Genomic DNA, 25660 nt, shown 5'->3' with positions numbered 1-25660 from the left:
ATTATCGCAAAAATACGATTTTAATTTTGGTTATTATGCTTATTCAAACTCAGCATTCAATATTGATAGCACTTCTTTTACCGTTTCTTCTTCCAGATCGGTACGTTTTACCAATTCGCCAACAGTTAAAGCCAATACCGATTTTGCTGTATCTAAACCAATTCGTTTAAATTCATCAATTATCCAGCTATCAATTTCATCTGTAAATTCTTCAATATCCACATCCTCATCATGTTCGTCAGCCTCACGGTAAACATCAATTTCATAACCGGTTAATTTACCAGCTAATTTAATATTATGTCCGCCACGACCAATGGCTAAAGATACCTGATCAGGTTTTAAGTATACTGCTGCTGTTTTTTTCTCATCATCTAATTTAATAGAAGTGATTTTGGCAGGTGATAATGCACGCTGAATATATAACTGGATATTGTTGGTAAAGTTAATTACGTCAATATTCTCATTCTTCAACTCACGAACGATACCGTGTATACGTGAACCCTTCATACCCACACAGGCACCAACCGGATCAATACGATCATCATATGATTCAACGGCTACCTTAGCTCTCTCGCCCGGCTCACGAACAATTTTTTTAATGGTGATCAATCCGTCGAAAATTTCAGGTACTTCAAGCTCAAACAAACGTTGCAAAAACTCTGGTGCTGTACGCGAAATAATGATCTTAGGGTTGCTGTTCAACATATCTACCTTATAAACAACCGCTTTTACGCTATCGCCTTTTTTAAAGTAGTCGGCCGGGATTTGTTCTGTTTTTGGAAGCAACAATTCATTACCTTCATCATCCAGTACCAGGGTTTCTTTTTTCCAAACCTGGTAAACCTCACCTGTAACAATTTCACCAACGCGATCTTTATATTTTTTGAAGATCTCGTCTTTTTCCAGTTCTAAAATTTTTGAAACCAGTGTTTGGCGTGCCGCTAATATAGCACGACGGCCAAAACTTTCCAGCGTGATCTGCTCAATTTGCTCATCACCAACTTCCAGGTCTGCATCAAATAATTTTGCCTCTGTTAATTCAACTTCCAGGTCATCATCTTCACTAAAGCCATCTTCCATAACCTTACGGGTACGCCAGATCTCTAAGTCACCATTATCAGTGTTAACAATTACGTCGCAATTTTCATCTGTGCCGTATTTTTTCCTGATCATGCTTCTGAAAACGTCTTCCAAAACGCTCATCATGGTTGGGCGGTCAATGTTCTTGAAATCTTTAAATTCCTGAAAAGAATCAATTAAATTAATATTGCTCATTTTCTACTTGAATGATATTAAAACTTTTGTTTCTGTTATGTGATTAATAGGGATAACGCTTTCAACAGTTTCGGCCTTTTTCCCTTTTTCTTTTATTTTTTCTTCTATAACGATGGCATCCTCAGTTATTGCTGATAAAACACCTTCTCTTTTTGAGCCATCAGCCATTTTAATGGCCAGTGTGCGCCCCATGTTTTTGGCATATTGCCTTGGCGATGATAGCGGATAATCAATACCCGGCGATGATACTTCCAGGTTATAAGCAGTTTCTATTACATTTTCCTCTTCCAGATGGAAGCCTACATGCCTGCTTACCTGTACACAGTCGTCAATACCAAGTCCGTTATCCCCATCTATTAAAACGATCAGCTTTCCGTTTGAGTGCATTTTAACATCCACTAAAAACAAATTTGGCTTATCGGCTATCTTTTCTTCTACCAGTTCCCTTACTTTTTTTTCAATGTTCATTACCCGCCTTTTTGATTGATAATTTTTAATTGATAAAATAAAAGAGGGGGCTATTTGCCCCCTCTTTTATTAATTGAATGCAAATATAATCAAATTTATTAATTTTTCAACTATCAAACACCCTTTATTGCTTAAAAATCAAATCTGTATAGTGTAAATCGCCCAGCTTGTTACGGCCCATGATATAATCATTGGCTTTTGTATTTGTATCAAATTTATAGTAGCGCACAAAATACATTTGCCGGGCCACAAAAGGGGTATCAGGTGTAAATACCACAATACTATCTTTAACCAGATATTTGCCGGGCTGCATGGGCTGATAGTTCTTCATATCGGTATCAGCAGGCATTTTATATACAGGCACCAGGCTTTGCCAGTTACCGCCCAATGAATCGCGGTTGATATCCTGAACTATGGCCCGGTCAAGACCGGTTATGCTGATGGAATGTTTATCGGATGTGAGGCTTATTTTGACCTGGTTGCTACTGGTTTTGTTGGAGGAGCAGGCAGTGGAGAAAAGCATTATCGTTACCAAAAACATTGTTGAAATCCCCATGGTAATTCCCTCCCAACGGGAGGGGGGCGATGGATTACGCGAAGGCAGAGAGGGGTTTCGTCGGGCGAGTTGATATGCATTGTTTATTAAACCCCTACCTCCCGTTCCCCAGGGAAGGAATCGCACCTGGCCTTGCTTTGTTTGGGAGCTCATCATTTCCTCCCCCGTTGCTTGTGTCCTCACAAGCAACTTACGGAAAAGCCGCTTGCAATGGTAGGCTATCGCCATTGACTGTGCCTCCACTGGTAACTTGCCGAAACGTAATTTACAATGGTAAACTGTGGGTTCACAGCCAATGGGAAAGTATAGTTTATTCATGTTCGTTTATCAGCTTTAATAGGCGATATTTAAAATTAAACAGAAATTAGGTAAATACAACGTATATAACTTATAGATCAACCAGATTGGTCAAAATGAATCGTTATAAACTTTGTCTCTTTTAATGTATTGCCAACAAACCTTTCAATACGCAGGCTTATAGTATTTGGAGTGAAAACGCAAGGCCTGTTTTTATATATTAGTGTTGCCTTTTCTTCAAATTCGCCTGGATAAATAACCAAAGTATCACTTAAATTCAATCTTTTTTTTATTTCATTCTTTCCGGCGTCGTCATATTCAGATAGCGGTACTTTGAAAAAGCAACCGGCTGAATCCGTCAACCGTTTATACTCTGTGTTACCCGTCCATCTTATTTTCCGTTCTCTATCCATTCGTTCGTCGAGGCTTATACCTAAAGAATAAGAAACTGAAAACCTGTTCTTTTTATTTAGGGATAATATTTCAATAAGATTATCTCTAAAGCTATTATCCGGGTCTTCATTTAAATGAAGGGTATCTTTTTTAATCCTGGCCGACCAGCTATTTTTTTTATCAATATTGATGGTGACTTCAGATGTATCACCATTATAATTCAGCTCCCCTAAACCATTTAAATTGCTGTATATTAAAAAATCATGCAAATTGACTGTAAAGCAGGTGAAAAATAATTTAGTGTTTTGTTGATTGGGCTTATCAATATTTTCTGTTTTATTTTTCGATGAATCAACTAAATGCTTCTGATCTGTTTGCGCGGTTAACTTCGCCTCCGGTTTTAATACAGGCTTTTTTGATGATGAATTACAGGAAAATAAACTAATGGCCAAAATAATGATAGCTGTATTTCTAAGCCTGTCCATATATTGTTTTAATATCAGCTATCAATCATTTCTTCAACGTTTGCTCAAACAACTTAAAAATCCGCTTGTACTCATCCGCCCAGCTGCTGGGTTGTTCAAAGCCGTGATCTTCTACGGGGTATGATGCCAGTTCCCAGTTCTCTTTGTGGAGCTCAATCAGCTTTTGCGATAGGCGAATAATGTCCTGGTAGTTTACATTCTGATCTATCATACCATGCAGCATCAGTAAATTTCCTTTTAAGCCATTGGCAAAATATATAGGTGAACTTTTGCGGTAGGCTATTTCATCGGTAAAAGGCTCGTTCAAAATATTGGCGGTATACTCGTGGTTGTAATGCGCCCAATCGGTTACCGAGCGGATCGCTCCGCCGGCCGCGAAAACATCGGGCTCGGTAAACATCCCCATCAGGGTAATAAAGCCACCGTATGATCCTCCGTACAACCCCACATGTTTTGGGTTTACGCCATATTTTTCAACTAAATATTTTACACCGTCCACCTGGTCTGTTAAATCTTTACCCCCCATATGGCGGTAGATGCCGGTACGCCAGTCGCGGCCATAACCGGCACTTGCAGTATAATCAATATCAATCACGGTATACCCATTATCGGCCAGCATGTTGTTGAACATAAACTCGCGGAAATAATAGCTCCAGGAATAGGTTACATTTTGCAGGTAGCCAGCGCCATGCACAAACACTACCGCAGGCTTGGCCGGATCGGCTTTTTTAGGCAGGTAAAGCCGTGCATACACATCGCTGCCATAACGGTTTTTAAAGGTAATGATCTCCGGGTCGCGCCATGGGTATGACCGATACTCAGCACTTACCGAATTGGTTACCTGCACAGCTTTTGCGCCTGGCTTATTGGCCTGCACATACAAATCCCATGGTTTGTTGGAGTAAGAATAACGGATAGCCAGCCATTTTTCATCGGGCGATAGCGTTACCTCGTTACCGCCTTTCATGCCGGTTATTTTAGTTGGGGAACCACCATCAATCGGGATGCTGTAAAAGTTTGTTGCACCGGGATGGTCAATATTGGCCGTAAAGTAGAATTTCTTTTTATCGGCAGATAGCTGCAGGGTTTGCACTTCCCATTTGCCGCTGGTGAGTTGCTTTTTGGCTGCCGTATTTACATCAATAGTATACAGGTGCGAATAGCCGCTGGCTTCGCTTTGGAAATAAAAATGGTTATCGTCAATAAACCCTACGTTTCCGGCGGCTGAGTTTTCAATGCCGGGGCCGCCAATCCAGGCTTCGTCGCGCTGACGGTCAAGCAGGGTGAGTTTGCCAGTGGCGGAAGTAAGACGCATGATCCAACGATCTTTGTTGTCCTGGGCAGCGATAACCACAACCGCGTTCGCGCTGTTATCGCTCCAAAACACCCCTTCTATAGTCACTTGTCTGTCGGCATTTTGCTTTTTAAGTTCCTCAAGCTCTTTAGGGTAATCTTTCACATAATCGGGCAGGTCTTTGATACCGGGAATATCATTGGTATTAATGCGGTAAACTGTATCCCGTTGCCTGTCGAAAATATAAGTTTCTGAAGTTGATGATGGCCTCCCCACTTTTGACCGGTTGGGAATATCTTCCGTAAACCCAGATTCAGTTACATAATTAGGCACTATGGCGTTTTTGACATCCTCCGCCGGTTTGGTCAATCTATAGGTTACAAACCGTTCATCCGGACTGATTTTAACCCGGCTAACTCTTTTATCGCCAAAAGCCAACTCCTTTAATTGCTTTGGCTGCAGGCTGGCATTTTCTACAGAATCCTGCTTTTCCTCCCTGGCCTGCACCTTAATAATATCAAAAAGCTCAACCTGTTGCTTTTTTAACCAGCGCTCCTGCTCATTAAGATCATCTTTGCTTTTTTTAGTTTTTGCTTTCACAAAGTTGGTCAGCTGCTCAAGCCCGGTGCCGTTAAGTTTTAAGGCAAACAGGTTATTGTTTTGCGAAAATATGATCCGGGTTTCATCACCATTAAAAACAGGAGAACTTTCGCGCAGTTCGGTATGGGTTAGCTGGGCTATTTTGCCCTGTTTTATATCTTCTAAGTACAGGTCGCCATTTTTTTCAAAAACCTTTTGAGTGTGCTTTTTATTCCAGTTGCCATTGTCGGGCAAGGTGCGCTTATCGGCTGTGCTTACTTTTTCGGGTTTGGTATTAAGCGGGGTAGCTGAAAATAATTCATCCGTACCTGTTTTATCCGGATTCCAGCTAAAAAGGATTTTTTTGCTATCATCGCTCCAGCGGATGTTTGAAGGGGACACCCCGATCCACTTGGGATCGCGCATGATCTTTTCTATAGTTAGCGTATCCAGTTTTTGGGCAAACGCACCTGTTGTATTCGCTATTAATAATAAGGTAAATATTTTTTTCATTTTCAGTCACTATACCGCGTAATAATTACGCGAATGCAATTTAGCAGTTTAGGTTAAGTTTGCTAATTTTAACTATCTTATTGTTACAAAATGATACTACAAGGAAAGGGTTTTACTTTACGCGATTGGCAAAAAGAAGATGCGGAATCACTACAAAAACATGCCAACAATACCCATATCACCGATTTTTTGTTCGATCGCTTTCCGTCGCCCTATACCCTGCAGGATGCTATCGACTTTATTGATATAAAGATGGCAGAAACGCCACAAACAAATTTCCCCATCGTTATCAATGGTGAGGTAGCCGGCGTTATCGGTCTCGACTTTAGAGTAGATATTTACATAAAAGCGCCTTTATTAGGTTACTGGCTTAGCGAAGAATATTGGGGCAATGGTATTATGCCGGGGGCGGTAAAACTGATAGTTGATTACGGATTTAACAATCTGGATATTATGCGGATACAGGCAGGGGTGCTTGGTAATAACCCAAAATCAATGCGGGTACTGGAAAAAGCCGGATTTGTTAAAGAAGGAGTTTTGACCAATGCCATTTTTAAGAAAGGTGTTATTTTAGACGAGCACGTGTATGGGATAGTAAAAAGAGGCTGGGATTGACAGAAAGACTAGACAGATTTCGCCGCACTGTTCCACCCGTTTCGATGGAACACCAAATCGATAATACAAAACCTAATTTACCAATCTTCCAGCCATATCCACCGTTCGTGCAAAGGGGTTCAAGAATTTATTTACCAGTACAGCAAACTCCCGTCGCGTTACCGGGCGGTTCATGTCAAAATCCGAGTTGAATTTATATTGGGTTTTCCAGGTCTTTGTCATGCTGATCTGCAATGTTTTGGGATCAGTGAGGGTTATTTCGCTAATGAGCGAAAGCAGGTTGCCAACGGTGAATTTTTCGGCTGGTTTTTCCCTGTTAAACCATAAAAAGGTACGTGAGTAGATGTCATTTAAAACGGGCTCAATTTCGGCAGTATGAACGGCAGAATCGGGCAAGAAAAGCACCTGCAAGGTATTGCCGGTTCCTTTTTGTATTCCTTTTAACAAACCGGTTGCTCCAATCTGTTGGATAGATCTGAAATAGGGATCGCTTTGTTTGATATCGGCAAAGGGTACCAGGTATCCTTTAAAATCAAGTAATTCTCCCTGTACCGCGCGTACATTTAAGTTTTTAGTTGTTGTTTTAAAGAACGCGCAAAAGGCTGCTGCTGTACCCGCGCCCTGGCCCAGCGTAAGGTAATTGGGCAGGTATTGTATATCATCTTCGGGTATAAGCTTAGCGGTTATTAGTAAATTGTCAACACCTTTTGCAACTATAGCACCAAGCGGGATGCAGTAAGCAGGCGATTGCGGGTAATTCTTTTCGGGTAGAACGGAATCGCCCCGCTCTCCAGCGAAGCCGTTTCCCGTTGCTATGCTGGTGCGGCACGCTGTTGACCCATCATTTCCTGAAAAAAAATCAAAAGCTTTAAAGTCTGGATTGAATTTTTGGGTAGCTATGCCATCTTTAGTGGCATCAATAATTATTTTGGCTTTTATCAACTGCGATTTTCCATCCTGGCTGATAGTTGCCTGCCAGCCATCTCCATCTTTTTTGATGCTGGTAACGGGGGCGTTTAACTTTACGCTGAGATTTTTTACGGTGTCTGTTATTTTTTTAAGAATAGCAGCACCAGTATATGGCTCAAAGCGGAGGGGGGCATTATAGGTGGTATCATATCCGGGTGTGGTTTTGTAAAACGCTATAACTCTTTTACGAAATTCGCCCCATATACCTGATGGCAGATCTTTTCCGGGGACAATAGTGAGCATACTTGCCGAAGTTAATGAAGGGCACAATTGAGGGCCTTGTTCAATAAGCAATGTTTTTATTTTGCTTCGAGCACCCTGGATGGCTGCTGCTGTACCACTTGGGCCGCCCCCTATTACCAAAATATCGGTTTTAATGGTTTGCGCGTATGTAAATGAACATTTTAATAGTAATAGTACTAAAAGGAGCTTTTTTATCATCGGTATAAATAACACGTACAAAACGCAATTTATACTAAAAGCTTGTGGTACTATAAAATTATAGCTAATTTAATTTTTTTTAAGCCCATGACAGACGAACAGATGAAATACCCGATAGGGAAATTCGCTCCCCCGGCATCATACACAGACGATAACATTCGCGAATGGATTGATGACCTACGCACATTGCCCGGCAAATTGCGCCATGCTATAGCCGGCCTAAATTACCAGGAATTGGATACCCCATACCGCACCGGCGGCTGGACGTTGAGACAAGTGATCCATCACCTGGCCGATAGTCACATGAATTCTATTACCCGTTTTAAACTGGCCCTTACCGAAAACAACCCGGTTATAAAACCCTATGAAGAGGCAGACTGGGCATTGTTGCCAGATTATCGACTGCCTGTTGAGTCGTCATTAAAAATGCTTGAGGGGATACATATTCATATGGTTGCATTGTTTGAAAGCTTTACCGAAAATGAATGGGAACGCTCTTTTGTACACCCAGCCTCGGGTGATACCGTTTCGCTTAAAAAGGGATTGGCGCTATACGCATGGCACAGTAACCATCATTTGGCACATGTTACCGAAACGGTGAAGAAATTTGTTAAAGCTTAAAGGAAAAAATGCCTTTAAGCTTTAAGTTTATGCAGATGGAAAGCTAAGGTAAAATGAGGTGCCGATATTCATCGTAGTTTCAAACCACACCTTGCCATTGGCATTTTCAATAGAGTTTTTTACGAAGGCCAGTCCTAAGCCCGTGCCCGAACTTTTAGTGGTAAAGTTGGGCTCGAATATTTTTTCTCGCATGTTTTCGGGGATGCCATTACCATTATCCTTTATGGTAAGTAATACATTTTTGCTGGTTACCAGGTAATTAATATCTATCAACCCTTTTCTATCCGGTGGCGTGGCCTCAATGGCGTTTTTTAACAGGTTATTAAAACACCGCAGCAGTTGATCACGATCGGCATTGATGATAAAGGGGGTTTCGGGAGGTTGAAATGAAATGTGGATATTATCCATTTGTTTAAAAATGGTAACGGCCTGGTTTAGCATATCAAAAATATTGGTAGGCTCAATGCGGGTATCGGGCATTTTAGCAAACGCCGAAAACTCAGATGCTATTGACGACAGGCTTTCTATCTGCTCAACAAATGATTTGCTAAAGCGCTCAAATTTTTGATCAAATTTAGGGTCTTTATCCCTCCATGATTTATCCAGCAGTTGCAAGCCCAGTTTTAGCGGCGTTAGCGGGTTTTTAATTTCATGCGCCACCTGCTTGGCCATTTCGCGCCATGCACTTTCCCGTTCAGATTGGGCCAGCCTGTTGGCGCTGTTTTCCAGGGCCGATATCATTTTATTATACTCCTTAACCAAGGCTCCAATCTCGTCATTCCGCTGCCATTTTATAGGCTCGTTTTTTTTGCCGTAGATGGTTTTGCTCAGGGTGTCCTGTATAAAGCTTAAAGGCGCGGTTATTTGCCTGGCAATTATAATGGCAAACAAACCAATAGCGATAAAAACCAATGCATATACATTGATCATTACATTAAGTAACGAACTGATCCTCTCTTTGTAGTCGGCCTCGTTAGAGAAATAAGGCAATTGCACATAGGCAATGGTTTTATTGCCGGAGGTCATCACAGGGGCGTACGCCGCCTTATAGCTCAGCTCGCCTATTCGTTCCTCATTCACAAATTCGGTTTTTTGCAATTTGCTTAAAAAGATATAAGCCCTTGAATTCATTTTTTTTGCTACCAGGCCGTATTCATAAATTTTGGGCTGTGTGGTTACCAGCGGTACACCATTGGTATCAAATAAAATAAGATCGGTTGAATAGGTTTTGGCCAGATCATTGAAATCTACCTGGCTTTTTTCATTTACATTATAAATATATTTATTTAGGGCGCCTGTTTGAAATGCCTCCGTAATGCGGGTTATTTTATCGCGTATCTGCCTGTCCTGCTGATTGTGGTATTGGTTACTAATGGATATAAAAGTGATAAAGCCAACCACTATAAGCGTAACAACCACCGAAAATATCATCACAAACTGGATGCGGGTTTTATAGAGCACCTTATCAAAATTCATCCTGAAATTCCAGCGGATCTTATCATCCTTGATGCTCAATATCCTGATTCGTACCCAGGCCCCTCTTGCAATTATGATGAAGGCGCTAAATATCAGCAGCGCCATAAAAAAGAAGGTAATGGAGGTTACTCCATCATATAATGGGTTTACCTCTTTACTCACTACTATTAAATTACGCTTGCTGGGTTTATATACCAGGTGCTCATACTTGGTAAAGGTATTGTACCATTCAGGATTATTGTTCTTAGTTGTCTTTACAGTATACTTTTTAAGCGTACCGTTAAAATCGGTATTATTAAGGGAGTAAACATAGCTTCCCTTTTGGCTTTGCAGCTTATTGTCAATATAGTAAGCGTATGAATAATCTTTAAGCTCATCTTCACTTCTGAAATTATCATCAATCAATAGTTCGGGAAAGGCTCCTAATGACTGCAGCGGCTTTGATTTAAACTCAACTACCAATGTGCCCAATTTCTTGTGGTTATAGCTAATAGGCAGTATAGCAAAGTAACTCTGAAACCCGAACGATTCGGTGATGCGGTAAAAATAAGATGATACTTTAAATGAACTATAAACAACCTGGTCCTTAAACACATTCAGCGAAAAATTATCGTCGGATATTGGCTGATCTACTGCATCATATTCATGTACTTTAAGCCCGTATTTTGATAAGTAGCCATCAAAATAAAGTTTTTGAAAACGTGTTTTAAGGTACTCTATATTATGTACATTCTCTTTAAAGTAGCGTATGATAGCGGTGTCAGTAACAATCCTTCCTTCCACTCGTTTAAAAGAGCTTTCTGCCGAGCGGTCATCCGGCTCCTCCAGTTTACTTATCAATCCCTTACGTACACTTTCTTCTTTAACACGCTCAAAATGATTAAGCTTTATGGCCGAAATAAGCGCGCATACTAAGATAACAACCAAAAACGAACTGGTGGTAAGCTTACTATGCTGATATATAAAACCATAGGCCCTGATAATGACCAAAAGCATCCATAACACGTAAAACAAAGTAAACTCATAATAAAAAGCAAAAACAACAGTAGTAATGATAATGCTTATTACCAGCAGGAACAGCTGATGCGCTCTTGGCACATTTAGTTTAAGGCAAAGAAAAAGCACCACCTCATCAATAAGATAAAAAATGAGGAAACTAAAGCAGAGCATTACAACCCCCAGTACGCTGAATGAGGAAAGGCTGAGCACATTGTTTACATTAAAGCTAATGTCTGAGTTAACAACAATGTCATAAAACAACCTCAATAAAGAAGTGGAAACGGCAATGAGCAATAATATACAGCCTGTTACCGTAATATAGCCGGCAATATTGCCATATGCAAAGGTGAACAGCCTGCGCCGTTGCAAATACACAAAAGCAACAAACCAAAACACACATAATATATTGATGCAAAGATCGCCCAGAGAGGGATATAAAACGCCCGAATGATAGAGCTTAGGATCGAATACCTTAAGCATTCCATTAAAATCGGGCAGGTGATAATGTAAGTTCACATAGCGGAACAGCACAATAAACAGCGCCATAAATACTACGGATGACCAGGGGTATCCATTTGCCGCCACGTGGCAGCAAATATTGTGTATCAAAACACAAAGTGTCAGGATTGTTAAAATCCAGATGGATAACTCATAATAAATAAAGGCATTATTAACACCGCCGGCCTTTTGCTTTACAGAAAAAAGGTAACTATAATTACTGCTGCGTACCTCATAAACATCTTTATCTGTAAAATTGGCAATCTCAATATTGTTACTGGTAGTAAGATCCCTGGCAAATGTGTTTTGAAGATATTGGTTGGTAAATGTGTAATTAATTTTTACAGGAATGAAAAAGATGATAGAAAAATCACCGTCTGTTTTTTTAATAGCTTCATAATCGCCGTTAGGTTGTTTTATGAATGAATATCCCTCCTTAATCCCACCTAAGCTATCTGGCAATACTTTAATGCCGCTCCAAAAGCTTAACCGGTTTTTATAAGCAGTTACAAACCAGATGCTTCTTTTAGTGGTAAAATCATTAATGCTATTAAGAGCATCCTGGTCATTATCGGTAAGTGTTTTAAATTTACTAAACCGAGCTTTGTCGTTTAGCTGTGCATTTATATAAGCTTCTTTTTTATGCAGATTATCCTCAAGTGTTTGCGCGGTTTGCAGCAGGTTATTTATTGGCGTGTATGTTTTTTGGACAACAATGGCCGCAAACCATAACCCAATACCTATCAGGGTAAGCAACAAACGTATTTTTCCGGATGTGGTCAAATTACTATCAGATAAAACGATTAAAAAAACAAAAGGCACTATACAGTGCCTTTAAAAAATTATTGTGGTAAAGCGGCGCTGCCGGTAACCACTGCCCTGTCAACTTTTTTTACAAGGCCTTGCAATACATTGCCTGGGCCAACCTCGGTAAAGGAGGTTGCTCCATCTTCCAGCATGTGTTTAACCGTTTGTGTCCACCTTACGGCGCCGGTAAGCTGGGCTATTAAATTTTGTTTTATAAGCGCCGGATCAGTATATGGTTTGGCATCTATGTTTTGATATATAGGGCAAACAGGCGGTTTAATTTCGGTAGCAACAATGGCGGCTTCAAGCTCAACCCTTGCCGATTCCATTAGCGGCGAATGGAATGCACCCCCAACTTTAAGTTTTAAAGCCCTTTTTGCGCCGGCGGCAAGCAGTTTTTCGCAAGCCTCATCAACCCCTGCAATAGTACCGGATATTACCAGTTGACCAGGGCAGTTGTAATTTGCAGTTACTACCACATCGCTTACTTGTTGGCAAACGTCTTCAACAATAAAATCATCCAAACCCAAAATTGCGGCCATGGTTGATGGCTGCAGCTCGCAGGCTTTTTGCATGGCATTGGCGCGGGCGGCTACTAAGCGCAAACCATCCTCAAATGACAGTGCACCGGCAGCTACCAGGGCAGAAAATTCGCCTAATGAGTGGCCGGCAACCATTTCTGGTTTAAAATCGTCACCTAAAACGGTTGCTAAAATAACCGAGTGTAGAAATATAGCCGGCTGGGTAACGTTGGTTTGTACCAGGTCTTCGGCTGTTCCATCAAACATTACATCAGTAATGCGGAAACCTAATATCTCATTGGCTTTTTCAAATAGTTCACGGGCTTTTTCTGATTGATCGTAAAGATCTTTACCCATACCTGCAAACTGGGCACCCTGCCCCGGAAAAATATATGCTTTCATATGCCCCCTAACCCCCTAAAGGGGGGATTTTTATGTTTATAATTATTGTTTCTTAACCCATCCTACTCCCCCTTTAGGGGGCCGGGGGGCTTTTAACCCAGTTTCGCGCTTATCAAATTCAAAAATTCGGTGCGCGTTTTTTCTTTTAAAAACTCACCGGTAAATGCCGATGTGGTAGTTACTGAGTTTTGCTTTTGTACCCCGCGCATACTCATGCACAGGTGCCGGCATTCAATTACAACACCTACGCCAAAAGGATTAAGTGTTTCCTGGATACAGTCACGAATCTCGTTGGTTAGCCGTTCCTGTACCTGCAACCTGCGGGCAAAAACATCAACAATGCGTGGTATTTTACTCAGGCCTACAACATATCCGTTAGGAATATAAGCTATATGTGCTTTGCCAAAAAAAGGCAGCATATGGTGCTCACACATCGAGTATACCTCAATATCCTTAACGATAACCATCTGGCTGTAATCCTCCTTAAACATCGCGGAGCTCAGTATTGTTTTCGCATCCAGATCATAACCATGCGTAAGAAACAGCATGGCTTTGGCAATACGCTCAGGGGTTTTTAACAAACCGTCGCGTTCGGGATTTTCTCCAATCTGTTTTAAAACATTAAGGTAGTTGGCTGATAAGCTTTCAATCAGTTGAGGATTGTACCTGTCTATTTTAGTATAACCGTCAATATCATCATCACGGTCGGGGATGTGGTTTTCGTCAATCATTTTATAAAGTTATCCGCCAAAGTACTCGGCCGAATTGTTTTCTGTTTCATATAATTTTACCGAGTGTAAAAACACACCCTCATAAGCTTCAATAGGCGCTTTAAGCTGATTGAATATCTCAATGCAAAGCAACTCCGTTGATGCCATTTTACCTGCCATAAACTCAACATCCTTATTGATGTTTTTATGATCAAGCTTTTCAATAACAAACTCGTTAATGATAATCTTTAACTCTTTAAGGTCAATCAGATAGCCAGTTGCATGCGTGACTTCGCCTTTAACCGTTACAAACAAGTTGTAGTTATGACCATGCCAGTTAGGATTGGCACATTTGCCAAATACCTCATTGTTTTTTTCAGCGCTCCATTCCTCACGGTACATCCTGTGAGCGGCATTAAAATGTTCTTTGCGCGTTATATGTATCATCATAATAGTAAGTGGATGCAAATATACAAAACAAAAACAGGCGAGTTGTTTTATATTAGTACCCAAAAAACTTCATAAAACATTTTAAAGCAATATGCTTATATTAGTAGTTGCCGCAACGGCGCCAGAGGTAGCCCCCCTTAGTAAATACTTTGGTAATAAAATAGATTTGCTTGTAACCGGTGCCGGTATGGTCCCCACTGCTTTTGCCCTTGGCCATCATTTTGCACACTCAAAATACGATTTGGTTATAAACCTGGGTATTGCCGGCAGCTTTGACAGGAACATTGAGCCGGGCCATGTGCTTGAAGTTACCGAAGATACTTTTGCAGAAATGGGTGCCGAAGATGATGAGCAATTTATACCCATGAATACATTGGGGTTTGGCGAAATAACTTATAAGCCTACAACTACTCTTAACGAAGTTTACAGCAATTTTTTTTTGAAAAAGGTACGGGCCATCACTGTAAATACAGTTCATGGAAATGAGTTTTCTATAAAAAAAGTGCAGGCCCGCTTAAATCCGCAGCTTGAAAGTATGGAGGGTGCTGCTTTCTTTTACGCCTGCGGGCAGGTTAATGCGCCATGTATGCAAATCAGGGCTGTGTCAAATTATGTAGAAAAACGCAACCGCGATAGCTGGCAGATAGGTCTTGCCATAAAAAATCTGAATACCTTTGCCATCGATCTGATTGATGCCATAATTAATTCATAGATCTGATTTTACATTTAACTTTTTGTTATACAGCGTGCATTAAGTGTACAGCATAGTACGCGAACCCATTAACAACATGAAACTAACCCTCGGTTTTTCGCCCTGCCCTAATGATACATTTATTTTCGACGCCCTGATTCATCATAAAATTGATACCGAGGGTTTGGAGTTTGAGGTTTTTTATGATGATGTAGAAACCCTTAACCAAAAAGCTTTTCGCGGCGAACTGGATGTTACCAAACTAAGTTACCATGCCTTTGCCTACGTGGCCGATAAATATGTGCTGCTTGATTCAGGAAGCGCCTTAGGATTTGGAGTTGGGCCAATGCTGATCTGTAAAGATGATCCTGAAAAATTGCTCACGCAACTCGAAACCGGGAACCCGAACCTCAAAATCGGAATCCCTGGCAAGTACACCACCGCTAATTTTTTATTGGGCAATGCCTTCCCAAATGCAACTAACAAAATAGAGCTTGTTTTTTCGGACATTGAAAATGCTGTTTTGGAGGGAAGGGTAGATATCGGCCTTATTATTCACGAAAATCGCTTTACTTACCAAGATAAGGGTTTAAAAAAAATCATCGACCTGGGCGATCATTGGGAAAAGCAAACGGGCTGCGCTATTCCTTTGGGTGGTATTGTGGCAAACCGCAACTTGCCATTAGATGTTCAGCATAAATTGAACAGAGTGCTACGAAAATCGGTTGAGTTTGCTTTTGCCAATCCAAAATCGGGCCTCGAGTTTATCCGGTCACATGCCCAGGAAATGAGCGAAGAGGTGATGTACAAGCACATCGAACTTTATGTAAACAAATACTCTGTTAAACTGGGCGATGAAGGAAGAAAAGCCATTAAACTACTTTTTGATACCGCGCTTAAAAACAACTTTATACCCGCAATAAAGGAAACTTTGTTTTTAAGTTAAACTTAGACTGCGTTTCTGTTTTCTGCCCGGCAACAGGCTTAGCATAACGCTATAATTTACCTTGATCACTTTTGTTCGATTCGGGTTTTCCATAACATCCACCATGGCGTACCCGGAGAATCGTGGTGTTCATAGTGGTATCCAAAAAAATAACAACTGAAAAAGGCCAGGATATGGTTTTTAGCCTGGCTGCGCGCGAAATATTTATTATTATGCTCGCCTTTATGTGGCTGGTAGGTGCCAAAGTAAAATAACTGTAAAGTGCTCAATAAAGACGGGGCCACCCAAAATAGTAAGAGGTTGGCCTGCGGGATCCACAATTTTAAAATATTGAATAAGGCAGCCATTACCACAATTTGCCAGATAGACAAATAGTTGCGGATGAAAGTTACATACCAGCTCCAGAAACCCCCGTTATGATAGTCGGGATCCTGCGTGGTGTGTACGTTGCTATGGTGTAAATGATGTTTGGTGTAAAGCTGCGGATACCAGAACGATGCATATAGAAAAGTACACAGATAGCCAATAAAGTTATTAATACCCTTATTTGGCAATATAGTGCCATGCATAGCATCATGCGCGGTAATGAATAAGCCGGTGTACAAATGCATTTGCACCAAAATAAGCAGGTAAACCAGCGGATTCGCAAAACTGAAATGCCATTGCATTAATAAGGTAATGGATGTTACCCAGCAACCAATTACGATGATTGCTACCAATAAACCAATATTTGAAGGACTTTTTTGCATGTGATTTAAACAACAGCAAAAAGCGTGCTGTTAAAGATTTTCAATGGCATCTTTTACCTTTTGCATCAGCCACATAGGGGTTGATGTAGCGCCGGCTATACCAACGGTATCATTTTGCGAGAACATAGAAGAGTCCAGTTCATCGGCCGATGAGATAAAATAGGTATTGGGGTTATGCTTGCGGCAAACTTCATATAAAACCTTCCCGTTTGATGATTTTTTGCCCGAAACAAATATGATCTTATCAAATCTGGTTGCAAACTTTGGCAGATCCTTATCCCGGTTTGATACCTGGCGGCAGATGGTGTCATTTGCCTTTAAATCATATCCCCTTGAAATCAACTCATCCTTTACGCTGTAAAACTTTTCCATACTCTTGGTAGTTTGGCTGTAAAGCGTAATGTTGTGGGGCAGTTCCACGTTATCCAGCTCGGCAATATCCTGGAAAACCAGGGCTTCGTTGTTGGTTTGCCCTTCAAGGCCAATTACTTCAGCGTGGCCATGTTTACCAAATATCAGGATCTTCTCATTGGAATCGTAAGATGTTTTTATGCGGTTTTGCAGCTTTAACACAACAGGGCATGAAGCATCAATGAGGGTAATGTTATTATCTAAAGCAGTACGGTAAGTATCCGGAGCCTCGCCATGCGCACGGATAAGCACCTTTTCGTTATGCAAATCCTGGAGCTGGCTATGGTCAATTATCCTTAAGCCCTGAGCTTTTAAACGATCTACTTCCTCATCGTTATGCACAATATCGCCCAGGCAATACAGGTAACCGTCTTCGGCCAGTATTTCCTCGGCCATGTCAATGGCGTAAACCACCCCAAAGCAAAAGCCCGAGTCCTGATCGATAGTAACCTGTAAATTGTACGTTCCCATGGTGTTGCAAATATAACTGTTGATTATTTGATTTTGTTGCATTTGCTAATTATTTGACACGATCTCAAGGATGTAGCTGTTTTGCACGACACCCGGGAAGGGTCATCCCTGTCTTTAGTTCATCAATTCCAGTACTATAAAAAACACAAACTGCATGATAAGCAATGCCGCAGCAGCTTTGCTTTGGGGTTTCAATTGAAACTTTTCGAACACGAAAAGCATTGCAGCACTTAATATAAACCAGCAGAAATAATTTTTAAGTGGAATGCTATTTTCCATCCAATGCCAATAATCAAAATGAACGGCTACCGGCTCTATGAGCATATCAAGAAAAGTAAGGACAAGGGCCCCCACTATAACCCGGGTAAAAATGTTCTTAATACGGCTTCTTTGCATCAGTACTCCTGTTGAAAAAATAAGCAAGAACCAATTTACCCCGATCATCAGGGGTACATTAAACAGTTTAATGCCGAGTGTTTCGCCATAGCTATAGTTGCCAAACAGCAAGCCAGTATGTACGCCGATGAGTTCGGCCGAAAAGCCTATTGTGAAAACAAGCAGGCCAAATAATAAAAATTTTGTGCTGAGCTGATTATAACTGTAAACAATTACACCCGCCATCAACAACAAATGCCAGGGCACTAATTTTATAAACAACACCGTTAAGGATGGAATGACAAAACCGATCAATCCCACTACATGAAACAACACAATTATAATAATAGCGATGCGTTCGGTTTTTACGCTGCCTGTAGATAAATGACTGTTCAAATTCTGCGTCCCTTCCAAACGTTTGTTTTGGTTAAATGCTTTTGGATAGATAATATGGCAATAAGCAGCATATTGATCATTTGTAAGGGATGCAGCACCACATTATATAGCGCGTTTTGTCCAGATGCTAATGAAATCATAATACGGGTTAAGATAATGAGGCCCCACATGAATAGGATCAGCGGTAAATTTAAGGTCATGATAAGTATCACCGGAAAAATGATAACCAGTGTTAAATAAATTAAAAAGCCGATAACGCTGTAATTAAAGGCCGCTAAAAAATTCTTGCTGAAACCGTTAATCGCTTCATTATAATTTTTATACATGCGGCAGCTTATCATTCCATTGGCCAGCAGAGCCTCGCCGTTGTAAGCCCTGGCCTTTATAAGCCGCATGATCTCTACATCCTCCACTACTTTGTCTTTAACCGCTTTATGCCATTGCTCGTGATGGTAAATCATGGCGTCAAATAACATGAATTGCCCGCTGGCCGCCGCTATGGATGGATTTTTCACCAGTGAAATCAATCTTACAGGCAGCAGGTTTAGCAATATAAAATGCATCAGGGGGACTACCAGTTTTTCGCCCATGGTTACCATTTCCTGGTTGGTGAAAAGGCTAAGTAAGCCCAACTTGTTCAAATGCATGCGGCATACGGCACTGTTAATAAGGCCGGGTTTTACTTGCTCATCAGCATCCAAAAAAAGCAAATATTTACCATCGGCCTGCTGGGCTGCCTGGTAGCACGCGTAGTTTTTACCTATCCAGCCGTTGGGTAGCTCTCCTCCCTTAATTACTTTAAACTCCGGATGTTTTTTGACGAAGGCGGAGCAAACCGCAAAAGTACCATCGGTTGATCCATCGTCGAGAATGATAACCTCATAATTTTGATAATCTTGCTGATGGATAGAGTTGAGCAGGGTTAAAATATTATCTGCCTCATTACGAACAGGTATCAGGATGGATACTTTATCACTGTATTGCTTGCCTACGCGCCGCAATTTAGGATCGGATATAAAGTTGAACAGCGTTACCGTAAAACGCAGGATGATAAAGAAAAGGGTGATTAATATAATTACGGTCACTTTATATGTCAAATTCGGTTTGAAGCAGTTTTGAGCTGCTGTAATATTGCTGGTAAGCCGCTTTCAGCTCGGTTACGTTAGTATACTTTTGCGAATCGCTTTTTAAGTAAACGGTTGCAGTGGGCTTTTTATGCTTAAAGTACTGAATAAATGTTGAAGCAAACAATAGTTGGAAATTTGTCTGTGCTTTTTGCATTATTCTGAATACCCCTTTATCAAACCGCACGTCATCTACATAATTTGAAAACAGTTTACCCTGCGGAAAGATGAGTACCAGGTTTTGCGGGTCATCCAATAATTTTGCGGCATAATTAAGCGACTCAACAACATCCCTGGATTTTTTGGTAATAGAAAAAGCCCCCGCAAATTTTAGGTAGTGCAGCATATGTACGGTTTCCTTTTCTACCATCACATGGTATTTCTTTTTCAGTATTTTGTCATTTACACAATATAGGATCAATCCATCCCAAAAACTAAAATGGTTTGCTATAAGCAATATGGACTTGTCTTTATCTAATTCAATGGCATCGCAAAGCACTTCATGAAACTGCCGGCTCACTATTCGTTTTACATAAAAATGTATCAGCCGGTTAATAAAAAAGTTCTTTTTATTGTAGATCATGAAAGGGTAAGTTACTCAATGTAATAACAATATCTATTAGTGTTTCATAACTTTTTGATTTTCCAACGCCTGCCTGTGAGAATCGTTAATGCGTTGTTTAAGTTCCTCAAAGGTGATCTCGCCGGCTAAGCCGCAATCAAACTGGTGTATGTAAGCGCGGGGTTTCAGGCTTTCAAAATAATCAATCAATATGCAATGGTATACCACCTGGCAGGGGCCTTTAATTTGCTCTATCAGTTTATAAACCCCTTTTTCTACATGAATATGGGTTTCATGATTGCTGTACAGTTCGCCCTGCGGAAATATTACAATCATGTTCCTGGCATCATCAAGTAAACGGGCCGAATAAGTGAGCGACTCCAACAACTCGCGCGAGCCTTTTTTTATAGAGTAAGCGCCAATATAACGCAGGTAGCTGCGCTGTAAAAACTGGTCCTGCTGCATCATTACATGGTATCGCCGTTTCAGGTTGTATACAGCCGTCCAGTTGGCAATAAAGCCATCCCACCAGCTAAAATGATTGCATAACATCAGTACCGAATGACTGGCTCGCGGCTCAAAAGGCATTATTTTCACCTCCTTAAAATTGCGGCTTATCCACCAGCGCACATAACGAATGTACACGGCACTCCAAAATTCCTTTTTGCGCGTTGGGATCATATTTGCGTTTGCAGGCGTTGTTACACGCCCCGGTATTGTTTTGTATTTAACTTACTAAATATTCATCCAGTGCTTTAATCACTAACCAGTGCCCAAGTTTAAGCTCATGCACCTCGGCATCATCCAGCATTCCAATAAATGGCATCGCGGCTGATTTGGGAAACAGGTGGTCATGTTTGCCAAATATGAGCGTACATTTAATTTTATGCTGATTAATGAGCGCGGCCACTTTTTCCACATCAGGTTTAAGCAGGCGAATCAAATTTAATGTATAATAAGTATCCAGGCGTTTTTGTTCGGTATCAATTTCATTATACGCTATCTGGTACAGGTTATCATCAATAACGCCTATTCTTTTAACTGTTTTTAATATAAACGGGGCCAGCCATTTACTTTTGGTAGCCCTGCCGAAGAGGTATTTTCCCAGCGGATTATGCATTAAAAAATTAAACCCTTTGTATACCGCAAGCCCATCGGGAGCCATTAATATAACATCATCAATCAGGTGGGCGTATTCCTCAACTAATATCAATGCCAGGTTGGCACCAATGGAGTAGCCCATTATAGAGATACGCTGCTCGCCATAAATGCCGAACCACTGCTGCAGGTAGCTGCGTGCCATGCTTTTGGGCATCCCCGCACGAATCTGTTTATCCGTCCAGCCATCCAGGCGGCTCTCGCCATGAAAAAAATGATCAAACCCATAAATACGATACTGGGGTAGTATGGACTGCTCCAGTACGTGAAATTGTTTACCCGTCATGCCATAGCCGTGAAAGGCCAGCATGGGCTTTTGGCCGGTACCGTATTCATGAAAATGCACTTTGCCCAGGCCGGGCAGTTGTAAAAAACCCATTACGGCAATATTAACAATTATGCTTAATATTAAGGACGCCGGTTAAATAAAATACAAATGACTGTTACGGGAATTTGAATTTGCTATTGCGTTAATTGATTGTTTAATAGGGTTTTAGTATGTTTTATTTATAATGCCGGAAGCCTTATAAATAGCCCTGCCAGGCGCAATTAGTACCTTTAAAAACAAAATCCCTATCTTTGCGGCATGGATATTCTACCACAGGCCCTTCTGGCATACTTAGATGACCATTGCGATCCCGAGCCGGAAGCTTTGCAGCAACTGAACCGCGAAACGCATTTAAAGGTGCTCAGGCCGCATATGCTGTCGGGGCATTACCAGGGCCGGCTGCTTAGTTTTTTGAGTAAAATGGTGGCCCCAAAATGCATTCTTGAGGTGGGTACCTACACCGGTTACTCGGCAATTTGCCTGGCCGAGGGATTGGTTGAAGGTGGTATTCTGCATACCATTGAGGTTAACCGCGAAATGGAGGATATCATCAATTCACATTTTAAACTAACAAATGTTGAAAACAAAATAAAGCTGCATTTTGGACAAGCAGAGGCCATTATTGCTGATTTACAGGAGGATGTTTTCGACTTAGTGTTTATTGATGCTGATAAAAAGAATAATTTTACTTACTTTCAATTGGTTTTTGACAAAGTCAGATCCGGAGGATTAATAATAATTGATAATGTTTTGTGGAAAGGAAAGGTGTATGGCGCCGAAAAAGATGCCGATACTGAAAATATTCGCAAACTAAATGACCACATAGCTGTTGATACCAGGATAGAAAAACTGATCCTGCCTGTACGCGACGGCCTGCTGGTTATCAGAAAAAAATAAATTATGAAGAAAATCTTACTGATTACAACCCTGTTGATTTCAACACTTGCCGCTTCAGCGCAAAAGAATACTTCACAATCTTATATAGAGAAGTTCAAAGATGATGCCATACGCATTATGCACGAAACAGGTATCCCCGCAAGCATCGTTTTAGGTGTAGCTATGCATGAATCGGGCTGCGGCAACAGTACCATTGCACAAAACCTTAATAACCAGTTTGGAGTAAAAGGCGGAGGCAGTGTAGTGTTTATTAAACACAACAAAAAAGTTCATTCTTCATACAAACGCTACGATTCTGTTTTAGATTCGTTCCAGGATTTTGCCCGCATCATGACCGAGCGTAAGCAGTTTAGCCACCTTGCAGATGCACTTTCTCATTATGACTATGCAGGCTGGGCGCATGGTATCCAGCGCAGTGGTTACGCCAGCAGCCGTAAATGGGCATCGCAGGTTTTAGGGATCATTAAAAAATATGATCTTCATGACCTTGACGAAAACCCAAGCGATCAGCCCAAAGAATTAGCAGAAACTAAACAATAAAATCTTATTTTGGCAAATTAATAATTGCCTCAAATAAGGTTTAAATGTATGCAAAGAATAAATTTTGTGCTCCTGGCTGCTCTTGTATGTTTTAGTTCCTGCTCGGCACGTAAAAAAACAACGGTATCAAACCGGGATGTTCGTAACAATAACCGTAACATCCAAAAGGCAAACAGCGCCTCTATTGCCAATTATAAATCACTTTCTTCTTTAGATTATATTGATAAATTTAAGGCAATTGCTATACAGGAAATGAACCAGTATGGTATCCCGGCCAGTATAACATTGGCTCAGGGCTTGTTTGAATCCGGCGCGGGTAACAGCGAACTGGCCCGTTTTGCCAACAATCATTTCGGTATCAAGTGTACAAGCGATTGGAAGGGCAAAAGCTATTTTAAAGATGATGATAACGCCAATGATTGTTTTAGGGTATATGATAATCCTGAAGACTCCTTTCGTGACCATTCCGCCTTTTTAAAGCGTAAGAACTACGCCAAACTTTTTGAGCTTGATAAAAATGATTACGAGGGCTGGGCTAAAGGGTTAAAGGCTGCAGGCTATGCTACCAACCCCAAATACCCCCAGCTGCTTATTAACCTTATCGTCAAATACAACCTTGATCAGTATGATCGTGCCGAGGGCGAAGTAGCAAAGATAAAACGCGAAGACCGTGTGCTATCGCAGATTAATGATAGCATTGGCAAGTCCAACACAGATACACTCACCAAAACAAAGCCCGACGATAAGATCTATACCGTAAAACAGGGCGATACACTATATAATATTTCCAAACGTTTTGGAATAACTGTTGATGACCTAAAAGCGTTAAACAGTATACCCGATAATAATATTCATATTGGGCAAAAGCTTATAGTAGTGAAGTAATTGAGAGAGAGTTAAGAATCAAGAGACAAGAATCAAGAAAAAACGCGTCATTGCGAGAGGTAAAATCCCGTGACACTGAAGGAGAAATGACGTTTTAATGATTTGTCATCCTGAGGAACGAAGGATCTATTTGCAAGCTGTACAGGGCGAAGAAGCATGGTGGAGAATAGATCCTTCACTGCGTTCAGGATGACAAAAGCGTTGTTTTCAAACTTATTACAGGTAGCCCTCGCAATGACGGGCAACAAGAAAACTTGGGTTAAAAGCCCCTTGTTGCAAAATCCTTGCTCTCCAAAAGTTAATTGTTGTTAAATAATATGGCTAAATACGGCCGATCGTTTATTTTTGGCGCCACAATGAAGATTTGGTTGTTCTTATTTTTATGCACGTTATCCTTACGGGTTTTTGCACAGCAAAAGCCCGTAGAGGGTATTGTGTTTGATAAAGAGAGCAAGGATCGTATTGCCAAAGTAAATGTACAAAATATTACAAGCGGCAAGTCGGTGTACAATACCCTCAAAGGCGAATTTGCCATTGAGGCACAGCCCGGCGATGTGCTGGTATTTACCAAAGCTGATCATTATAGTGATACTGTAACGGTGCAAAGTAGCAACGCGCTTGCGGTTTATATGAAACGATCGGCCATTATGCTGAAAGAAGTGTACATCCGCGATTCGGTACTTACACCGGCGAAGCAGTTTGAAGCCACCAAGCGCGATTATACCAAAATTTACGGATCGGAATACAGCCAGAGTTTACTTTCTGTATCACCAGGCCTGGGTGCAGGCATTGGCATTGATGCTTTGTATAATGCTTTTAGCCGCAGCGGCCGTAACGCCGAAAAACTGCGCGAAACCATTGAAAAAGATTACCACCAGAGAGAGATAGATTTTAGATTTAACCGCGTTTTTGTTGCCAGCGTAACCCGCCTTAAAGACCAGCAGCTTACAGATTTTATGCAGCGCTATCGCCCCGGCTACTACCTGGTAAAAAACGCCACCGATTATGAGTTTATTAGCACCATTAAAGCCAACCTTCGCCGTTTTTTGCGCTCATCAAAAACTTCATATACTTTGGCGCCTTTAGTTACACCCAAGGTGGGTGGAAATTAGAAACTTACAATACTTCGGTTTTGTAGAAAGAACGATGGCGGCGTTTGGTATCAATACGCCGGGTGATACATACAACGGACGAATTATAGCATTTCCTTATCCCTCGGGGTTCCATAATCCTTAAGTACAACTGTATTATATTTCTCTAATAAACTAATATATTTTTCCATCCAATAGTGCACTGCCTTTGAATCAGGTTCATTTATAACAAGATTTTCTTTGATGGATTTCTCATCAAAAATCTGTTTTACTTTGTCAAACCCCGCGATATCCGCAGAAAAATCATACCCGGTAACGATTCCGACTTTATAGATGATTTCAAGATCGAGATTTTTCATCCCGAACCAATTGTAAACTGTACGACGGCTGACGTTTAAACTTTTCGCGATTTCTGAAATACACATGCATTCCTTTCGAAGCACCCTTTCCAGAATGTGCCCACGATGTGGCTGGGAGAGGTTTAAATCATCATCATTAATCGAAGAAATATTCATGGCCTTAATTCTACTGGTACAAAACAGATAGCTACATAATTTAAAAAAGTTAATTGTTTAACCGCGGATGGATCCCTTGTTTTACTTACTGGCTTTAACGCCATTTTTCACGGTAATGAGGGAGTATCGCTGGTAATACAAATTTACCTAAT

At 41.0% G+C, this 25660-nt stretch carries 26 protein-coding genes; 8 read left to right on the top strand and 18 right to left on the bottom strand.

Annotated elements, in window-relative coordinates; all coding sequences use genetic code 11:
• Positions 1-39: 39 nt before the first annotated feature.
• From nusA to AC1D0K_RS17260, 5 genes are all read right to left on the bottom strand, one after another.
• Entirely contained in the window at positions 40-1275 is a 1236-nt protein-coding gene (nusA, locus tag AC1D0K_RS17280) for a transcription termination factor NusA (RefSeq protein WP_295718532.1), read from the bottom strand.
• Positions 1276-1278: 3 nt separating this feature from the next.
• Complete coding sequence (rimP, locus tag AC1D0K_RS17275; RefSeq protein WP_295714876.1) at positions 1279-1743, bottom strand: ribosome assembly cofactor RimP; 465 nt, start codon at positions 1741-1743, stop codon at positions 1279-1281.
• A gap of 124 nt (positions 1744-1867) precedes the next feature.
• Positions 1868-2617 carry a hypothetical protein gene (locus tag AC1D0K_RS17270; RefSeq protein ID WP_477463085.1) on the bottom strand — a complete coding sequence of 250 codons (750 nt, stop codon included), beginning with the start codon at positions 2615-2617 and terminating at the stop codon, positions 1868-1870.
• Positions 2618-2694: 77 nt separating this feature from the next.
• The gene (locus tag AC1D0K_RS17265; protein ID WP_477395688.1) at positions 2695-3474 is read right to left on the bottom strand and encodes a hypothetical protein; all 780 of its coding nucleotides are present in this window, start codon (positions 3472-3474) and stop codon (positions 2695-2697) included.
• A 25-nt stretch (positions 3475-3499) separates the two neighbouring features.
• Positions 3500-5860, bottom strand: a complete 2361-nt coding sequence (locus tag AC1D0K_RS17260; RefSeq protein ID WP_477395690.1) for a prolyl oligopeptidase family serine peptidase — start codon at positions 5858-5860, stop codon at positions 3500-3502.
• Positions 5861-5950: 90 nt separating this feature from the next.
• On the opposite strand from AC1D0K_RS17260, the gene AC1D0K_RS17255 reads away from it, so the two are divergent.
• Entirely contained in the window at positions 5951-6475 is a 525-nt protein-coding gene (locus tag AC1D0K_RS17255) for a GNAT family N-acetyltransferase (RefSeq protein WP_477395692.1), read from the top strand.
• Between the two features lie 72 nt (positions 6476-6547).
• Here the strand turns inward: AC1D0K_RS17255 and AC1D0K_RS17250 are convergent, their stop codons facing one another.
• A complete protein-coding gene (locus AC1D0K_RS17250; protein ID WP_477395694.1) occupies positions 6548-7885 on the bottom strand; it encodes an FAD-dependent oxidoreductase in 1338 nt (445 codons plus the stop codon).
• A gap of 87 nt (positions 7886-7972) precedes the next feature.
• On the opposite strand from AC1D0K_RS17250, the gene AC1D0K_RS17245 reads away from it, so the two are divergent.
• Positions 7973-8506: a YfiT family bacillithiol transferase gene (locus AC1D0K_RS17245; RefSeq protein ID WP_477395696.1), complete on the top strand. Its 534-nt coding sequence runs from the start codon at positions 7973-7975 to the stop codon at positions 8504-8506.
• 27 nt (positions 8507-8533) lie between these two features.
• On the opposite strand, the gene AC1D0K_RS17240 is transcribed toward AC1D0K_RS17245, so the two are convergent.
• The 4 genes from AC1D0K_RS17240 to AC1D0K_RS17225 form a co-directional block, all read right to left on the bottom strand.
• Positions 8534-12262 (bottom strand): ATP-binding protein, encoded by a 3729-nt coding sequence (locus AC1D0K_RS17240; RefSeq protein ID WP_477395698.1) that lies wholly within the window; start codon positions 12260-12262, stop codon positions 8534-8536.
• Positions 12263-12321: 59 nt separating this feature from the next.
• Complete coding sequence (gene fabD / locus AC1D0K_RS17235; protein ID WP_477395700.1) at positions 12322-13209, bottom strand: ACP S-malonyltransferase; 888 nt, start codon at positions 13207-13209, stop codon at positions 12322-12324.
• A gap of 92 nt (positions 13210-13301) precedes the next feature.
• A complete protein-coding gene (gene folE / locus AC1D0K_RS17230) occupies positions 13302-13940 on the bottom strand; it encodes a GTP cyclohydrolase I FolE (protein WP_295714852.1) in 639 nt (212 codons plus the stop codon).
• 9 nt (positions 13941-13949) lie between these two features.
• Positions 13950-14366 carry a 6-pyruvoyl trahydropterin synthase family protein gene (locus AC1D0K_RS17225; protein WP_295714878.1) on the bottom strand — a complete coding sequence of 139 codons (417 nt, stop codon included), beginning with the start codon at positions 14364-14366 and terminating at the stop codon, positions 13950-13952.
• A gap of 94 nt (positions 14367-14460) precedes the next feature.
• Between AC1D0K_RS17225 and mqnB the strand changes: the two genes are divergently transcribed.
• Positions 14461-15081, top strand: a complete 621-nt coding sequence (gene mqnB, locus AC1D0K_RS17220; protein WP_477391228.1) for a futalosine hydrolase — start codon at positions 14461-14463, stop codon at positions 15079-15081.
• A gap of 76 nt (positions 15082-15157) precedes the next feature.
• On the top strand, positions 15158-16006 hold the full coding sequence (locus tag AC1D0K_RS17215; protein ID WP_477391226.1) for a menaquinone biosynthesis family protein: 849 nt from the start codon (positions 15158-15160) through the stop codon (positions 16004-16006).
• Positions 16007-16071: 65 nt separating this feature from the next.
• On the opposite strand, the gene AC1D0K_RS17210 is transcribed toward AC1D0K_RS17215, so the two are convergent.
• From AC1D0K_RS17210 to AC1D0K_RS17180, 7 genes are all read right to left on the bottom strand, one after another.
• Positions 16072-16755: a fatty acid desaturase gene (locus tag AC1D0K_RS17210; protein ID WP_477391224.1), complete on the bottom strand. Its 684-nt coding sequence runs from the start codon at positions 16753-16755 to the stop codon at positions 16072-16074.
• A gap of 30 nt (positions 16756-16785) precedes the next feature.
• Positions 16786-17637: a 4-hydroxy-3-methylbut-2-enyl diphosphate reductase gene (locus AC1D0K_RS17205; protein ID WP_477391222.1), complete on the bottom strand. Its 852-nt coding sequence runs from the start codon at positions 17635-17637 to the stop codon at positions 16786-16788.
• A 114-nt stretch (positions 17638-17751) separates the two neighbouring features.
• Positions 17752-18426: a carotenoid biosynthesis protein gene (locus AC1D0K_RS17200; protein ID WP_477391220.1), complete on the bottom strand. Its 675-nt coding sequence runs from the start codon at positions 18424-18426 to the stop codon at positions 17752-17754.
• Positions 18405-19493: a glycosyltransferase gene (locus AC1D0K_RS17195; protein WP_477441268.1), complete on the bottom strand. Its 1089-nt coding sequence runs from the start codon at positions 19491-19493 to the stop codon at positions 18405-18407. Before AC1D0K_RS17195 ends, AC1D0K_RS17200 begins: the two co-directional genes overlap by 22 nt.
• Before the next feature lies 1 nt (position 19494).
• Complete coding sequence (locus AC1D0K_RS17190) at positions 19495-20115, bottom strand: 1-acyl-sn-glycerol-3-phosphate acyltransferase (RefSeq protein WP_477391216.1); 621 nt, start codon at positions 20113-20115, stop codon at positions 19495-19497.
• Between the two features lie 36 nt (positions 20116-20151).
• Positions 20152-20775 carry a lysophospholipid acyltransferase family protein gene (locus AC1D0K_RS17185; RefSeq protein ID WP_477391214.1) on the bottom strand — a complete coding sequence of 208 codons (624 nt, stop codon included), beginning with the start codon at positions 20773-20775 and terminating at the stop codon, positions 20152-20154.
• Between the two features lie 46 nt (positions 20776-20821).
• Positions 20822-21631, bottom strand: a complete 810-nt coding sequence (locus AC1D0K_RS17180) for an alpha/beta fold hydrolase (protein ID WP_477391212.1) — start codon at positions 21629-21631, stop codon at positions 20822-20824.
• A gap of 207 nt (positions 21632-21838) precedes the next feature.
• Here AC1D0K_RS17180 and AC1D0K_RS17175 point away from each other — a divergent pair, with 207 nt between their 5' ends.
• From AC1D0K_RS17175 to AC1D0K_RS17160, 4 genes are all read left to right on the top strand, one after another.
• The gene (locus tag AC1D0K_RS17175) at positions 21839-22477 is read left to right on the top strand and encodes an O-methyltransferase (protein WP_295714822.1); all 639 of its coding nucleotides are present in this window, start codon (positions 21839-21841) and stop codon (positions 22475-22477) included.
• Positions 22478-22480: 3 nt separating this feature from the next.
• A complete protein-coding gene (locus AC1D0K_RS17170) occupies positions 22481-23017 on the top strand; it encodes a glycoside hydrolase family 73 protein (RefSeq protein WP_477391209.1) in 537 nt (178 codons plus the stop codon).
• A gap of 48 nt (positions 23018-23065) precedes the next feature.
• Complete coding sequence (locus tag AC1D0K_RS17165) at positions 23066-23902, top strand: glucosaminidase domain-containing protein (RefSeq protein ID WP_477391207.1); 837 nt, start codon at positions 23066-23068, stop codon at positions 23900-23902.
• A gap of 317 nt (positions 23903-24219) precedes the next feature.
• Entirely contained in the window at positions 24220-25014 is a 795-nt protein-coding gene (locus tag AC1D0K_RS17160) for a hypothetical protein (RefSeq protein ID WP_477391205.1), read from the top strand.
• An 83-nt stretch (positions 25015-25097) separates the two neighbouring features.
• Here AC1D0K_RS17160 and AC1D0K_RS17155 read toward each other — a convergent pair whose 3' ends face one another.
• Positions 25098-25508: a helix-turn-helix domain-containing protein gene (locus AC1D0K_RS17155; protein WP_295714811.1), complete on the bottom strand. Its 411-nt coding sequence runs from the start codon at positions 25506-25508 to the stop codon at positions 25098-25100.
• Positions 25509-25660 lie beyond the last annotated feature (152 nt).

It is taken from the genome of Mucilaginibacter sp. P1_A3, assembly GCF_056406855.1.
This window is presented reverse-complemented; position numbering and strand designations above follow the sequence as displayed.

Coding starts and splice junctions, on each gene's coding strand:
- AC1D0K_RS17255 (WP_477395692.1), top strand. CDS start 5,951: ATGATACTACAAGGAAAGGGTTTTACTTTACGCGATTGGCAAAAAGAA.
- AC1D0K_RS17225 (WP_295714878.1), bottom strand. CDS start 14,366: ATGATACATATAACGCGCAAAGAACATTTTAATGCCGCTCACAGGATG.
- AC1D0K_RS17210 (WP_477391224.1), bottom strand. CDS start 16,755: ATGCAAAAAAGTCCTTCAAATATTGGTTTATTGGTAGCAATCATCGTA.
- AC1D0K_RS17175 (WP_295714822.1), top strand. CDS start 21,839: ATGGATATTCTACCACAGGCCCTTCTGGCATACTTAGATGACCATTGC.
- AC1D0K_RS17160 (WP_477391205.1), top strand. CDS start 24,220: ATGGCTAAATACGGCCGATCGTTTATTTTTGGCGCCACAATGAAGATT.
- AC1D0K_RS17270 (WP_477463085.1), bottom strand. CDS start 2,617: ATGAATAAACTATACTTTCCCATTGGCTGTGAACCCACAGTTTACCAT.
- AC1D0K_RS17265 (WP_477395688.1), bottom strand. CDS start 3,474: ATGGACAGGCTTAGAAATACAGCTATCATTATTTTGGCCATTAGTTTA.
- AC1D0K_RS17260 (WP_477395690.1), bottom strand. CDS start 5,860: ATGAAAAAAATATTTACCTTATTATTAATAGCGAATACAACAGGTGCG.
- AC1D0K_RS17165 (WP_477391207.1), top strand. CDS start 23,066: ATGCAAAGAATAAATTTTGTGCTCCTGGCTGCTCTTGTATGTTTTAGT.
- AC1D0K_RS17215 (WP_477391226.1), top strand. CDS start 15,158: ATGAAACTAACCCTCGGTTTTTCGCCCTGCCCTAATGATACATTTATT.
- mqnB (WP_477391228.1), top strand. CDS start 14,461: ATGCTTATATTAGTAGTTGCCGCAACGGCGCCAGAGGTAGCCCCCCTT.
- AC1D0K_RS17190 (WP_477391216.1), bottom strand. CDS start 20,115: ATGATCTACAATAAAAAGAACTTTTTTATTAACCGGCTGATACATTTT.
- AC1D0K_RS17250 (WP_477395694.1), bottom strand. CDS start 7,885: ATGATAAAAAAGCTCCTTTTAGTACTATTACTATTAAAATGTTCATTT.
- folE (WP_295714852.1), bottom strand. CDS start 13,940: ATGATTGACGAAAACCACATCCCCGACCGTGATGATGATATTGACGGT.
- nusA (WP_295718532.1), bottom strand. CDS start 1,275: ATGAGCAATATTAATTTAATTGATTCTTTTCAGGAATTTAAAGATTTC.
- fabD (WP_477395700.1), bottom strand. CDS start 13,209: ATGAAAGCATATATTTTTCCGGGGCAGGGTGCCCAGTTTGCAGGTATG.
- AC1D0K_RS17245 (WP_477395696.1), top strand. CDS start 7,973: ATGACAGACGAACAGATGAAATACCCGATAGGGAAATTCGCTCCCCCG.
- rimP (WP_295714876.1), bottom strand. CDS start 1,743: ATGAACATTGAAAAAAAAGTAAGGGAACTGGTAGAAGAAAAGATAGCC.
- AC1D0K_RS17205 (WP_477391222.1), bottom strand. CDS start 17,637: ATGGGAACGTACAATTTACAGGTTACTATCGATCAGGACTCGGGCTTT.
- AC1D0K_RS17170 (WP_477391209.1), top strand. CDS start 22,481: ATGAAGAAAATCTTACTGATTACAACCCTGTTGATTTCAACACTTGCC.
- AC1D0K_RS17180 (WP_477391212.1), bottom strand. CDS start 21,631: ATGGGTTTTTTACAACTGCCCGGCCTGGGCAAAGTGCATTTTCATGAA.
- AC1D0K_RS17155 (WP_295714811.1), bottom strand. CDS start 25,508: ATGAATATTTCTTCGATTAATGATGATGATTTAAACCTCTCCCAGCCA.
- AC1D0K_RS17185 (WP_477391214.1), bottom strand. CDS start 20,775: ATGATCCCAACGCGCAAAAAGGAATTTTGGAGTGCCGTGTACATTCGT.